Below are 13,136 nucleotides of genomic sequence, written 5' to 3' on the forward strand. Positions count from 1 at the left end.
CCCGTTAGACTGCGATAAAATTCACCTAAAAAAACAGGCTGCCCTCTTTGTGGCAGCCTGTTTCTATCATTAGCGTCTTCTGCGGTTTCTAAGGAACGCCGGTGTATCAAGTGACTCTTCCTGCGGGTCAGCCTGCACACGATAGTTATCCTGCACCGGTTCCCGATATTCCCGGGGCTCTCTGACCGGCCGGCGATTGCTTGGTTCTTCTGCATAATGATATGTATGTTCATATTCTTTTTCTACAGATGGTCTTGTACTCGGTTTCGCCCTTAACTCCTCTTGTTCATTGAAGCCGGTAGCGATAACCGTAACAAGAATTTCTTCCTTTAAGGAATCATTAATGACTGAACCAAAAATCATATTCACTTCTTCATCTGAAGCAGAAGCAACAATATCTGCAGCCTCCTGCACTTCATATAAGCTGATATTTGCTCCGCCTGTAATGTTCATGATAACGCCGCGGGCTCCGTTAATGGACGTTTCAAGCAGCGGGCTTGAAATGGCTTTACGGGCTGCTTCTGCCGCACGGTCCTCCCCAGTGGCAATTCCAATCCCCATCAGTGCTGTTCCTTTATGGGACATTACTGTTTTGACATCGGCAAAATCAAGATTGATTAAACCCGGAACGGCAATCAGGTCTGAAATGCCTTGAACGCCCTGGCGAAGAACATTATCAGCTTCCATAAACGCTTCAAGCATAGGTGTTTTCTTATCAATAATCTCCAATAAGCGATCATTTGGAATTATAATTAGCGTATCCACAGCTTTTTTCATAGCTTCGATGCCTGCATCAGCATTGGCTGCACGCTTGCGTCCTTCAAATTTGAAAGGGCGGGTTACGACACCAATGGTCAGTGCACCCACTTCACGTGCAATGCGTGCAATAGCAGGAGCAGCACCTGTTCCGGTTCCGCCGCCCATTCCGGCAGTAACGAATACCATGTCAGCACCCTTCAGCACTTCACGAAGCTGGCTTTCACTTTCCTCAGCTGCTTTTCTGCCCACTTCAGGATTAGCCCCAGCACCCAGGCCCCTTGTTAAGGCTGCACCGATTTGCATGGTTACTTCTGCCTTTGATTGATTTAGAGCTTGTCCATCTGTATTGACAGCGATAAACTCTACTCCCTCAACTCCATGTTCGATCATCCGATTTACAGCGTTATTCCCCCCGCCGCCGACTCCGATGACTTTGATCGTAGCGTATTGGTCTATATTTGTATCAAACTCCAGCATTGCGGCTCCTCCTTTTATTCAAATAGACTTGCATGATAGCTTTAAAAAAGAGAGTAACCTTAAAGGTTTACTCTCTTCTATTGTAAAGGCCTATATAAAAGAATTCGAGTGATTTATCTCTTTTTTGGGGAAATTTTCTTAAAATTTGGGTGGTAAATATTTCTGAAACAAAAGCGGAAGCGCCTTGCTCACGAATGAACGCAGACTAAGAACGCCACTTCCTCCCAAAAGCTGTCGCTTTTGGTCGTGCGATATTTATGCTGACGAAGCCTTCCTTGTCCTGGGGGCCTCAAGCACAAGACGAGCCGCTCGGAAAGGTGTTCTTTACCCTTCTGGGCGGATTGCCCGAAATGTGGAGGCGACTGCCCAGGGACGAAAGGCATAAGACGGCTTCTGTAAGAAGGCATTTTTCCTTCTGAAAGGAATCGACTATGACCCCGAGTCCCTAAGAGCCGTAACTAGACATGCTTGTAACCTCGAGGGGGCAGGCGCTGGAGCTAGAAACAGACACTCTTCCACAAAGTTATTCACATAGTTCATTTTTGCAAATTTCTATACAACAACAAAAGCACCCCCCAGCCAGGCCAGGAGGTGTTGTGAATTGTTATTAGAACTTTCTTTCCGAAACTTCGATACGGTTGATCGCACGCTGTAGTGCAAGCTCTGCACGGCGGAAATCAATGTTTTCACGCTTCTGCTCATTCAGGCGCTGTTCAGCACGCTGCTTGGCACGAACGGCACGCTCTACATCAATTTCATCTGCCTGTTCAGCAGATTGCGCTAAAATCGTTACCTGCTCCGGACGGACTTCAAGGAATCCGCCGCTTACTGCGACGAAATCAGTTTTTCCGCCGTTTTTTAAACGAACGGCTCCAATTTGTAACGGTGCAACCATTGGAATGTGTCCAGGTAAAATTCCAAGCTCACCGCTTTGAGCTTTTGTGCTTACCATTTCCACATCTGATTCATACACCGGGCCATCGGGAGTAACAACACTGACTTTAATCGTCTTCATTTTTTACCCTCCTGGTCCAGAATTAGACCTCTACGCCCATTTTCTTTGCACTCTCGATTACTTCTTCGATTCGGCCGACAAGTCGGAATGCATCTTCTGGCAGGTGGTCGTACTTGCCTTCAAGAATATCTTTGAAGCCTTTAACTGTTTCTTTAACAGGTACGTATGAACCTGGCTGGCCAGTAAACTGCTCAGCAACGTGGAAGTTTTGAGATAAGAAGAACTGGATACGGCGCGCACGTGCTACGATTAGCTTGTCTTCATCAGAAAGCTCATCCATACCAAGGATCGCAATGATATCCTGAAGTTCTCTGTAACGCTGTAATGTCTGCTGTACTTGGCGTGCAACTGAGTAGTGCTCTTCGCCAACGATTTCCGGTGACAATGCACGGGAAGTGGAAGCAAGTGGATCCACCGCAGGGTAGATACCCATCTCAGAAAGCTTACGCTCAAGGTTAGTTGTTGCATCTAAGTGGGCGAAAGTTGTAGCCGGAGCCGGATCCGTATAGTCATCGGCTGGTACGTAAATCGCCTGGATGGACGTAACAGAACCTACGTTAGTAGATGTGATACGTTCCTGTAATTTACCCATTTCAGTAGCAAGTGTCGGCTGGTAACCAACGGCAGATGGCATACGGCCTAATAGGGCTGAAACCTCTGAACCTGCCTGTGTGAAACGGAAGATGTTATCCATGAAGAAAAGAACGTCCTGTCCCTGGTCATCACGGAAGAATTCTGCCATAGTCAAACCAGTCAGGGCAACACGCATACGCGCTCCCGGCGGCTCGTTCATCTGGCCGAATACCATCGCTGTTTTCTTGATAACGCCTGAATCCGTCATTTCATGATAAAGGTCATTACCTTCACGCGTACGCTCACCAACACCGGCGAATACGGAAATACCGCCGTGCTCCTGAGCAATGTTATTGATCAATTCCTGGATTAAAACGGTTTTACCTACACCGGCACCACCGAATAGACCGATCTTACCACCTTTAATGTATGGAGCAAGAAGGTCTACTACCTTAATTCCAGTTTCAAGGATTTCTACTTCAGTAGAAAGCTGCTCAAACTTAGGAGCCTCTCTGTGGATAGAATCACGACGGGCATCTGCAGCGATTGCAGAATCTAAGTCGATTGATTCACCAAGCACGTTAAATACACGTCCAAGTGTTACATCACCTACTGGTACAGAGATAGGAGCACCCGAGTCAACAACTTCACTTCCTCGCTGTAAGCCGTCAGTAGAAGACATTGCAATGGTGCGGACTGTATCATCACCTAAATGAAGGGCAACTTCAAGGGTTAAGTTGATGTCAACTTCAGATTCGTTACGCGCTGGGTTTGTAACAGTCAATGCATTATAGATCTCAGGAAGCTGGCCGCTTTCGAACTTTACGTCAACAACCGGACCCATAACTTGAAGAACGCGTCCTTTGTTCATCTTTTTCCCTCCTCTTTCATTTCAATAGAGGCACAGCTGGAAGACTTCCAGCAATAAATCTCTATTTAACTTCATCCCCGGCCCTGATGGCCTGGACTTTTATTATTCTAACGCGGCTGCTCCGCCGACGATTTCGGTAATTTCCTGCGTGATGGCTGCCTGACGTGCACGGTTGTAGCTTAGGCTTAACGAGTTGATAAGCTCTTTAGCGTTATCCGTTGCATTCTGCATCGCTGTCATCCTTGCAGCATGTTCACTTGCCTTACTGTCTAAAAGCGCTCCGTAGATTAAGCTTTCAGCGTATTGAGGCAGCAATACTTTTAAAATTTCTTCAGCGGAAGGTTCAAACTCATAAGATGTAAGCTTTTTCGAGCTGGAGATATCCGTAAGCGGAAGAAGCTTCTTCTCTGTTACATCCTGTTGAATCGCGCTGACATAATGGCTGTAGTACATATATAATTCGTCAAATGTCTCATCAGCGAACATGCCAACTGTTTTGCTGGCAATATCCTTGATTTCAGCAAATGCAGGCTGGTCCGCAACAGCAACAATATCCAGAATGACGTTCATATTGCGCTTTCTGAAAAAGTCACGGCCCACACGTCCGACTGCAATGATTGCATACTCATCCGGTGATTTATGGCGCTTTTGAATTGTCTGGTAGACATTTCGCAAAACGTTACTGTTATAAGCTCCCGCAAGTCCGCGGTCAGAAGTGATTACGAGGTAACCAGTTTTCTTGACTGGGCGGCTGGTCAGCATTGGATGTGAGACATCTTTGCTTCCCAAAGCGATGCTTGCCGTAACTTCCTGGATTTTCTCCATATAAGGCACGAATGATCTTGCGTTCATTTCTGCCTTATTCATTTTCGCAGCCGATACCATCTGCATTGCTTTTGTAATTTGACTCGTTTTCTTCGTAGAAGTAATACGATTTTTTATATCGCGTAATGATGCCACAGGTTCTCACCACCCTTATACAAGTTTGTCAGAACCGAATTGAGCTGCTTAGATGGGGAGCACTTCCCCATCCAGGCAATCTCCATTATTCGGATACTGCGAAAGTTTTCTTAAAGTCGTTAATCGCAGATGCCATATCGTCATCAGAAGGAAGTTCTTTTGTAGTCACGATATGGTCTAACAAATCTTTGCGGTTATGGTCTAACCATGAAAGGAATTCAGATTCGAAACGACGAATATCCTGTACAGGAATGTCATCTAAGAAGCCGCGAGTTAGAGCGTAAAGGATTGCAACCTGCTTCTCAACTTTTAACGGCTTGTTAAGATCCTGCTTTAGAACCTCTACTGTACGGGCACCACGGTTAAGTTTAGCCTGTGTTGCTTTATCAAGGTCAGAACCGAACTGGGCAAATGATTCAAGTTCACGGTATGAAGCAAGGTCAAGACGCAGTGTACCTGCAACCTTTTTCATTGCTTTGATCTGTGCAGATCCACCTACACGTGATACAGAAAGACCTGCGTTGATCGCCGGACGTACACCGGAGAAGAAGAGGTCAGACTGAAGGAAAATTTGTCCGTCAGTGATTGAGATAACGTTTGTCGGAATGTAAGCAGAAACATCGCCTGCTTGTGTTTCGATAAATGGAAGAGCAGTGATTGAACCTGCACCTTTCGCATCGCTTAGCTTCGCAGCGCGCTCTAATAAGCGGCTGTGCAAGTAGAATACATCCCCTGGATATGCTTCACGGCCTGGAGGACGGCGCAATAGCAAAGAAAGCTCACGGTAAGCAGAAGCTTGCTTTGTTAAGTCATCATACACAACAAGAACGTGCTTGCCGTTGTACATGAACTCTTCACCCATTGTTACACCGGCGTAAGGAGCCAGGTATAGCATTGGAGCAGGCTGTGATGCAGATGCTGTTACAACGATTGTGTAATCAAGTGCACCTTGCTTACGAAGTGTTTCTACTGCATTACGAACTGTAGATTCTTTTTGTCCGATTGCCACATAGATACATACCATATCCTGGTCTTTTTGGTTCAGGATTGTATCGATTGCAACGGATGTTTTACCTGTTTGACGGTCACCGATGATTAACTCACGCTGTCCGCGGCCGATTGGAACAAGTGCGTCAATCGCCTTGATTCCTGTTTGAAGCGGCTCGTGTACGGATTTACGATCCATAACACCTGGTGCCGGGCTTTCAATCGGACGTGATTTTGTTGTGTTAATTGGTCCCATGCCATCTACTGGCTGTCCTAGAGGGTTTACGACGCGGCCGATTAGTTCTTCACCAACCGGTACCTCCATGATGCGGCCCGTACGGCGTACTTCATCGCCTTCACGGATTTCTGTAAATGGTCCTAAAATGATAATACCGACGTTATTTTCTTCAAGGTTTTGTGCCATACCCATAACGCCGTTTGAAAATTCAACAAGTTCTCCAGCCATGACATTGTCGAGGCCATGAGCACGAGCGATACCGTCACCAACAGAGATAACCGTACCTACATCACTCACTTGAATTTCCGACTGATAGTTTTCGATTTGCTTTTTTATCAGCGCACTGATTTCTTCAGCATTGATGCTCATGAGTTTCACCCCTATCTACGAATCTTAGCCTAACAATTGACGTTCAAGACGCTCTAGCTTCCCGCGCAAGCTGCCGTCGAAAATCCGGTTTCCGATTCGAAGCTTGATGCCGCCGAGCAAGTTAGTATCAACTATATTGTCAATACGAAGTGATTTTTTCCCAACCTTAGCTGCAAATGACACAGATAATGCTTCCTTCTCTGCTTCAGATAGCGGACGGACAGTGTATACTTTTGCATCCGCGATCCCTTTTTTGTCATTCGCAAGGATTATAAAATGATCTGCCACATCAGAGATATGATCTTCACGGTGGCGTTCAATTAATATCATTAACGTGTTTAGTACAAACGTGTTCACAGATGCAAATGCTTCTTTTAAAATCTCTTTTTTCTTCTCAATTGAAAGCTTTGGAGATTTCAAAACAGACTTTAAATCTGAGTTATGGTTTACTACTTCTTTCACTGCACGAAGCTCTTCTTCCATTTGGTCAAGAAGCTGGTGTTCATTCGCAAGCTGGAAAAGAGCCAACGCGTAGCGCTTTGCTACTGTGGAGCCCGTCATCGCTTTTCTCCTGCCTCTTGAATGTATTCATTGATCAGCTTTTCCTGATCAGCTGCACTTAGTTCCTTCTCAATAACCTTGGAAGCAATTAGGACAGACAATGAAGCGACCTGCTCGCGGATAGCGGCAACCGCCTGTTCTTTCTGCTGCTCGATTTCAAGCTTTGCAGATTCCTTAATGCGCTCAGACTCAGTGCGGGCAGCCGCAACGATCTCCTCACGCTGCACATCGCCTTGTTTCTTCGCATTTTCAATAAGGCCCTGCGCTTCTGTACGCGCTTCTTTTAAAAGGTTTCTTTGCTCTTCTAAAAGTTTCTTTGCTTCTGTACGGCTTTCTTCAGCCGCTTGAATTTCACCGGCAATGTGCTCTTCACGCTGCTGCATAATGCCCATTAACGGACCCCACGCGAATTTTTTCAGCAATGCCAACAAGATAATGAACATGACCAGCTGGTACAAAATGTCCCCGCCGTTAAAACCGCCGCCTGCAGCGCCTAATACTAGACTGTTTGTTAACACCCTCGATTCACTCCCTTCAAGAGTTGTTCCACTTATGAAACGGAGTCATATGCATGATTCCGAATTAGTTTACGGTAAAAAGACATAAAGGAATGGCGAAGGTTCATGGAATGATCTTCGCCATTTTTGAACGATTGGTACAGTATTAATTAACCGCCGATAACCATGAACGCGATAACAACGCCAATGATCGGAACGGCCTCAACTAGTGCTACCCCGATGAACATTGTAGTTTGAAGCATACCGCGAGCTTCTGGCTGGCGAGCCATACCTTCAACTGTTTTTGATACGATAAGACCGTTACCGATACCGGCACCTAGTGCTGCTAAACCGATTGCAATTGCTGCTGCTAAAAGACCCATTATTGAGTTCCTCCTTAAATTGTATGAAAATTTATTTGTTTAAAATGTTTTGTCCATAAAATGAACAGGTATATATTAATGGTCCTGGCTCACTTTGTGTGCCATATAAACCATTGTTAACATACAGAAAATGAATGCCTGGATAGATCCGACAAAGATTGAGAATCCCTGCCATACAAGTGTTGGTATAACTGCGGCAAGCATTCCGCCTATACCGGCATGTGCAAGTCCTCCGACAAGCAATGTCAGCAGGATTTCACCTGCGTAGATGTTACCGTAGAGACGAAGTCCCAATGTCAGAGTGTTTGCAAACTCTTCAATGATTTTCAATGGGAACAAGAAAGGCATTGGCCTGATAAAATCCCGGCCGTATTCTCCTACTCCTTTAAGCTTTACGCCATAGTAATGCGAAAGCCCGACTACCATTGCCGCTAATGTTAAGGTGATAACAGGATCGGCTGTTGGCGATTTCCACCATAAAGTGTGATCATAAGTGATCGCGAACGGAAGTCCAAGCATGTTTGAAACAAAAATATACATGATCAGGGTTAATCCAAGGATATGGAATCTTCCGCCTGTCTTCCAGTCCATCGTACTGTTAATGATATTCTTAACAAAATCCATAACCCATTCGAAGAAATTTTGCATCCCCGTTGGTTTCATGGCCAATCGACGGGTTGAAAGCAAAGCAATAATGAAGACAATAGCACTTGCCACTGTAATCATCAGTACGTTTGATAAGTTAAAATTCAATCCTAAAAAGTCCACTATAGGAGCTTCATGATGCAATAGTGTTCACCTCTCTTCCCGCTATTTACGTAAATGAAAAGATTGAAGAAAATAATCTATCATAATGACAATATAGGATGTCATTAATCCAAATACCACACTGATCAGATGCAGCTTTTCAGGATATTCCAGAGCGATCATGACAGCAAATACTGCTGTAGCCATCCTGGATACCGTTCCAAGTGAACGCACCTTCTCGCCTTTCTCGACCGCCTCTCCAAATTGCAGCGCCTTCCGTGAAATAAGCCACAAATTGAACAGACTTAAGCTTGTACCAAAGATCAAGCCAAGAAAAATAGATTGATAAGGTGTAAAACCCCAGCCGAGAACATATACGGACAACAAAAGGAATATGTATTTTCGCTGTCTCTGAAAAGTTGCTTTGATTTCCGGCATGATGTTCATTCTCCTGTGAAAAAATGTTGGATTAGGCGAAGCATGGCGTAAATCCCGGCGCCCAGCCCAATGAACAAGCCGATTAAAAGGAATAAAGGCTCAGTTCCTGCCTTGCTGTCGAGCCATCTTCCAGCGAAAATGCCAATGAGCGTGGAACCTACTAACTGGGAAAGAATGGCGGACATTAAGGCCATCGCCTTAAATGGGTTGCGGTCTTTTTGACGCATAAAAACGCATCCTCCCTTAAAGAGAATGGTAAGAGGGTTTGAGGCCGTAAATAAACATATAAACATCATGCAGAAGTGGGAAATATGTCTGCAAAAATATTTTGAAAACCCTATCATCTTTTACCCTTTGTAAGCATACAATAGGGCTTTGTCAATGTCAATGCGTTTGGAGTGAAAAAGTTCACAAACAAAAAGGTAAAAATATGGTATGTTCACATATTTATCACATTTAATTTTCGGATTTCTATTGAAAAAGGAGCGAGACTCTGCATCGCCCCTGAAAACGCTTTATTTCTACTTGCTTGTACTCTCTTCTGATTCTGCTGAAGGCTCCGGGTCCCCCAGCTGGCCATCCGGTCTCACAAATAGATAAGTTTCGATCCAGTCTTCCCTTCCGGCCTTTTTGGCAAACACTTTTGCCAGGTACAGCCCAGGACCGGGCAGCTTTTCAGCAGGGATTTCCTGCAGCAGCTGCCCCTTGCCGGTATTTCTTTTCCAATCCAGAAATCCCATGAACCGGAGACTTTCCGAATCAAACATCGCAATTCCGAATTCTTCCGCCCCGCCAGGCAGATACACCTCATAGCGATACGTGCCTGGCTTATCTCCTTTGCCGATTCCGAATCCCATCACCCTTGGGTAATCAGGCTCTTCCAGCACATAGAGGTATGGAATATGAATACTCTCTGCACCTGCTTTCAATAGAAGGTACCCGTCATGGATCTTTTTCTGTAAAAGGGTCGGATCAGCTGACATTTTTATTTCGACCTTTTTCTTTTCACCCGGGTTCAATTGAAACGTCATAGGCATTTCCCAATTGATGCCCTGCTCCTTATAGGGTACGGAAAAGGAATAAGACTGCGTTTTTTCACTTATATTTTCAACCGTTATAAAACTGCTGTGGTCATGCAGCCTGTCTGCGATCTGAAATTTCCCGAATTGCATGGATGCCGGGAAGACAAGCGTTTCTGCTGTCAGCGCCTGATCAAGCTGTATCCTGCCGGCCCCCTGCTCATACGTTCTATATGTTTGTCCATCCGCGGTCCTAATAAGTTTTGCGGTATTCATAAGTGCCGCCTTGATTTTTTCCGGCCCCCAGTCGGGGTGAGCTTGTTTGAGGATCGCACAAGCACCTGCTACATGCGGAGCGGCCATGCTTGTTCCCTGAAGCGGCAGGTAGCCGCCGGGAATGGTGCTATTAATGGCGACTCCCGGTGCCACAACATCCGGTTTAATTTCCCAAGTGGATGTAACAGGTCCGCGTGAGCTAAAGTCAGCCAGTATGTCCCTTTCTTCTATTATATTAGTCCGGGCAAGGAGCCTTCCTTCCTTCATGAGCTTCTTGAGCTCCTCTCCTTCTTCCTTTGAAAGCGCCGCTGCCGGAATGGGAACCTCGCTGTCCAAATTTCCGAAGAACCTGCCTTTTGTATTGTTATAGATAATGATACCCTCTGCTCCTGCTTCCATGGCATGGACAGCTTTATCTGTAAACGTCAATTCCCCTCTTTCTATTAGTACTATTTTTCCTTCCGCTTTCTTCAATTGATCCGGATATCCAAGTCCTCCATCGATCATTTCATAGGAGCGGTCAAATTCCCATTCCTTTGAACCCTGCAGCAGATCAAGGCGGATTTCACGTCCTTTTATGCTTAAAAATGGCACCTTTATTGTTGGTGTAGAGGCTCCGACAGAAATAGCCTTCGACGCTGTTCCCGGAGAACCGACCGTCCAAATATTCGGTCCCGAATTGCCTGATGAAGTGACAGCCGTTATTCCCTTTTCAACTGCTTTATTCAGGGCCATGCTTATCGGAAGGTCAGGCCCGTTTACGTTATTTCCCAATGAAAGGTTTAACACATCCACCTTATCCTTTATGGCCTGTTCGATGGCCGCAATCACCTGTTCTGTTGTTCCGCTTCCGCCTGGTCCAAGAGCCCTGTAGGCGATGATGGTTGCTTCAGGTGCGACCCCCTGGATCCTGCCATTTGCCGCAATGATGCCCGCGACATGAGTGCCGTGCAGTGTGCCTTGTCCCCCGGCAGCCTTTGTTTCCATCGGATCTCTATCATTATCCACCAAATCGCGACCGCCGCCATAGCTTCGTCGCAGGTCAGGATGATTATAATCAATACCGGTGTCGATCACGCCTACTTTCACACCCTTGCCTGTAAGGCGCTGATTATTTTCATCATAATAGCCTCTGGCATTCAGGCCGCCAATCAGCTTTATATTGTCATGGGAATGAACATGATACGTATTAACCGGTGAAACAGCAGAGACTGACTCTATTCTTTGCAGGCTTTGCAGTGCTGATGGCTTTCCTTTGACTGAAAAGCCGTTTAATGCCTGATTGAATGTATGCCTGATTTGCAGATCAGGATTTTGTTCTATCATTTGTTTTATTTCCTGTTCATTTTTTGGATCCTTCAGTACTACAATGGCCACTTTTTCTATATCAGGTGACTCTTCCGGTATAGGCGGGTGTGAAAGTGTCCGTGCAGAAACGGGAGTTTGACTCCAAAACAAGGATAAGACTGTTATGGACAGTAAGAATTTTTTCATTAGAAAACCCACCCTCTTTTTGTTTTAGGGTGGGCTGAATAGATGCCTTGTATGCGTATATCTATATAATATTACGGCTAGTTCAAGGATTCATAAACAATATTGGCTACTTCTTTGGAAAGAGCGCCTGTGCTCCGGTATGATCCGCTTGGTAAAGGGCCATTGTTTTGTTTATTTGTCAGCAGGATAATCTGAAGGTTTTCCTCTGGATCGATAATAACCTGTGTTCCAGTAAAACCAGTATGGCCAAAAGCTTTGTCAGAATAGTGATCTCCCATATACCAGCTTTTATCCAGCTCCCAGCCATATCCCTGGCCAAAGCGCTGAGGAGAGGTAAAGGTATCAATCACTTCTTGATCATACATTTTTGTTTTCCCATATGTTCCGCCATTTAACATGGTCTGGCCCAATACAGCAAGGTCCCTTGCTGTCGAAAATAAACCGGCATGGCCTGCAACCCCTTTATTTCCATAAAAGCTATTCCCATCATTAACTTCTCCGACTAAGGTGTAATTTCTCCAGTATTTGAACATGTCCGGGCTTTCTTCAACATAGTACCCGAAATTAGGGTCATCAATCATTTTATACTCATAAGGATTTCCCCATGAGGTAGCTGCAATCTTTTTCTTGAAATGGTCCGGTGGAGTAAACATCGTATCATGCATTTTTAAGGGCTTATAAATATTTTCTTCTAAGTACTTATCCAATTTCTGTCCACTGATCTCTTCAATCAAAAAACCCAGCATCATAAAGCTAAAATCGCTATATCTTCTGTCTGTGCCAGTCGGGTATTCAAGGGGCAGCTTGTTTATATAATTCAGTACCTCTTCCGAATTATCCGCGTAAAGGTATGTCGGCTTCCAGGGAGTTAAACCAGAGGTGTGTGTCAGCAGGTCAGCTACTGTAATATCCTGTTTCCCATGCTGGGCAAACTCTGGAATAAAATCAGATACCCTGTCATTTACTGAGAGTTTCCCATCATTGACAAGTTTCATAATGCCCTGGGTTGCTCCCATTACCTTCGTAACGGAAGCAAGGTCGAACATTGTTTTCTTTTTCATTTTTCTGGGGTTCTCGAGTAATTCCCCCATATCATACTTTTGTGCATATCCGTACGCTTCCTCTTTGACAATCTTTCCATCCTTGGCTACAAGAACTACTGCACCAGGTGTAACACCATCCGCAATAGCCTCCGTAACGGCTTTATCAATACCCTTCAATTTCTCCGGATCAAAGCCCGCCTTTTGCGGATGGGCTTGACTTAATTTTTGTCCGGACCGTTCCTTGGCATTCACGAAATTTCCAGAAAAAGCTGCAGAACTTAAAACTAATGTGAATACGATTAACAATAACCTTAACCTTTTCAAATCTTCATCTCCTTTTAAAAAACTGACCAATATACAATATTCTGTATAATTAATACTATCTATCTTCCAGTTGATTATCAATATAGTTTTTGGTATTTTCAGAAA

General features: G+C 45.0%; 13 protein-coding genes. All 13 read right to left on the bottom strand.

Annotated elements, in window-relative coordinates; translation table 11 throughout:
- Nucleotides 1-69: 69 nt before the first annotated feature.
- On the bottom strand, nt 70-1,236 hold the full coding sequence (ftsZ, locus tag CE058_RS16900; RefSeq protein WP_048007946.1) for a cell division protein FtsZ: 1,167 nt from the start codon (nt 1,234-1,236) through the stop codon (nt 70-72).
- Nucleotides 1,237-1,843: 607 nt separating this feature from the next.
- Nucleotides 1,844-2,251, bottom strand: coding sequence for a F0F1 ATP synthase subunit epsilon (locus CE058_RS16905; RefSeq protein ID WP_035327916.1), 408 nt, complete (start codon nt 2,249-2,251; stop codon nt 1,844-1,846).
- A 22-nt stretch (nt 2,252-2,273) separates the two neighbouring features.
- Nucleotides 2,274-3,695 (bottom strand): F0F1 ATP synthase subunit beta, encoded by a 1,422-nt coding sequence (atpD, locus tag CE058_RS16910; RefSeq protein ID WP_163144262.1) that lies wholly within the window; start codon nt 3,693-3,695, stop codon nt 2,274-2,276.
- Between the two features lie 102 nt (nt 3,696-3,797).
- Nucleotides 3,798-4,655 carry a F0F1 ATP synthase subunit gamma gene (locus tag CE058_RS16915; RefSeq protein WP_048007944.1) on the bottom strand — a complete coding sequence of 286 codons (858 nt, stop codon included), beginning with the start codon at nt 4,653-4,655 and terminating at the stop codon, nt 3,798-3,800.
- A gap of 85 nt (nt 4,656-4,740) precedes the next feature.
- Complete coding sequence (gene atpA / locus CE058_RS16920; RefSeq protein ID WP_035327926.1) at nt 4,741-6,249, bottom strand: F0F1 ATP synthase subunit alpha; 1,509 nt, start codon at nt 6,247-6,249, stop codon at nt 4,741-4,743.
- Between the two features lie 24 nt (nt 6,250-6,273).
- Nucleotides 6,274-6,810 (bottom strand): F0F1 ATP synthase subunit delta, encoded by a 537-nt coding sequence (locus CE058_RS16925; protein ID WP_163144265.1) that lies wholly within the window; start codon nt 6,808-6,810, stop codon nt 6,274-6,276.
- Complete coding sequence (locus CE058_RS16930; RefSeq protein WP_163144267.1) at nt 6,807-7,328, bottom strand: F0F1 ATP synthase subunit B; 522 nt, start codon at nt 7,326-7,328, stop codon at nt 6,807-6,809. Before CE058_RS16930 ends, CE058_RS16925 begins: the two co-directional genes overlap by 4 nt.
- Nucleotides 7,329-7,477: 149 nt before the next feature.
- The gene (gene atpE / locus CE058_RS16935; protein ID WP_009332220.1) at nt 7,478-7,690 is read right to left on the bottom strand and encodes a F0F1 ATP synthase subunit C; all 213 of its coding nucleotides are present in this window, start codon (nt 7,688-7,690) and stop codon (nt 7,478-7,480) included.
- Nucleotides 7,691-7,765: 75 nt separating this feature from the next.
- Nucleotides 7,766-8,479, bottom strand: a complete 714-nt coding sequence (gene atpB, locus CE058_RS16940) for a F0F1 ATP synthase subunit A (RefSeq protein ID WP_048007942.1) — start codon at nt 8,477-8,479, stop codon at nt 7,766-7,768.
- Between the two features lie 21 nt (nt 8,480-8,500).
- Nucleotides 8,501-8,875, bottom strand: a complete 375-nt coding sequence (locus tag CE058_RS16945; RefSeq protein WP_163144269.1) for an ATP synthase subunit I — start codon at nt 8,873-8,875, stop codon at nt 8,501-8,503.
- Nucleotides 8,876-8,880: 5 nt separating this feature from the next.
- Entirely contained in the window at nt 8,881-9,102 is a 222-nt protein-coding gene (locus CE058_RS16950) for an AtpZ/AtpI family protein (RefSeq protein ID WP_048007940.1), read from the bottom strand.
- A 294-nt stretch (nt 9,103-9,396) separates the two neighbouring features.
- Nucleotides 9,397-11,664, bottom strand: a complete 2,268-nt coding sequence (locus tag CE058_RS16955) for a S8 family serine peptidase (protein ID WP_163144270.1) — start codon at nt 11,662-11,664, stop codon at nt 9,397-9,399.
- Between the two features lie 77 nt (nt 11,665-11,741).
- Nucleotides 11,742-13,031 (bottom strand): serine hydrolase, encoded by a 1,290-nt coding sequence (locus tag CE058_RS16960; RefSeq protein WP_163144272.1) that lies wholly within the window; start codon nt 13,029-13,031, stop codon nt 11,742-11,744.
- Nucleotides 13,032-13,136 lie beyond the last annotated feature (105 nt).

The sequence above is a fragment of the Bacillus sp. 22-7 genome (assembly GCF_010628845.1).
GTDB lineage: Bacteria > Bacillota > Bacilli > Bacillales > Cytobacillaceae > Cytobacillus > Cytobacillus firmus_B.

Excerpts from the sequence above, each read along its gene's own strand:
- atpE (WP_009332220.1), bottom strand. The coding sequence starts at position 7,690 with ATGGGTCTTTTAGCAGCAGCAATTGCAATCGGTTTAGCAGCACTAGGT.
- ftsZ (WP_048007946.1), bottom strand. The coding sequence starts at position 1,236 with ATGCTGGAGTTTGATACAAATATAGACCAATACGCTACGATCAAAGTC.
- CE058_RS16905 (WP_035327916.1), bottom strand. The coding sequence starts at position 2,251 with ATGAAGACGATTAAAGTCAGTGTTGTTACTCCCGATGGCCCGGTGTAT.
- CE058_RS16925 (WP_163144265.1), bottom strand. The coding sequence starts at position 6,810 with ATGACGGGCTCCACAGTAGCAAAGCGCTACGCGTTGGCTCTTTTCCAG.
- CE058_RS16945 (WP_163144269.1), bottom strand. The coding sequence starts at position 8,875 with ATGCCGGAAATCAAAGCAACTTTTCAGAGACAGCGAAAATACATATTC.
- CE058_RS16955 (WP_163144270.1), bottom strand. The coding sequence starts at position 11,664 with ATGAAAAAATTCTTACTGTCCATAACAGTCTTATCCTTGTTTTGGAGT.
- atpA (WP_035327926.1), bottom strand. The coding sequence starts at position 6,249 with ATGAGCATCAATGCTGAAGAAATCAGTGCGCTGATAAAAAAGCAAATC.
- atpD (WP_163144262.1), bottom strand. The coding sequence starts at position 3,695 with ATGAACAAAGGACGCGTTCTTCAAGTTATGGGTCCGGTTGTTGACGTA.
- CE058_RS16950 (WP_048007940.1), bottom strand. The coding sequence starts at position 9,102 with ATGCGTCAAAAAGACCGCAACCCATTTAAGGCGATGGCCTTAATGTCC.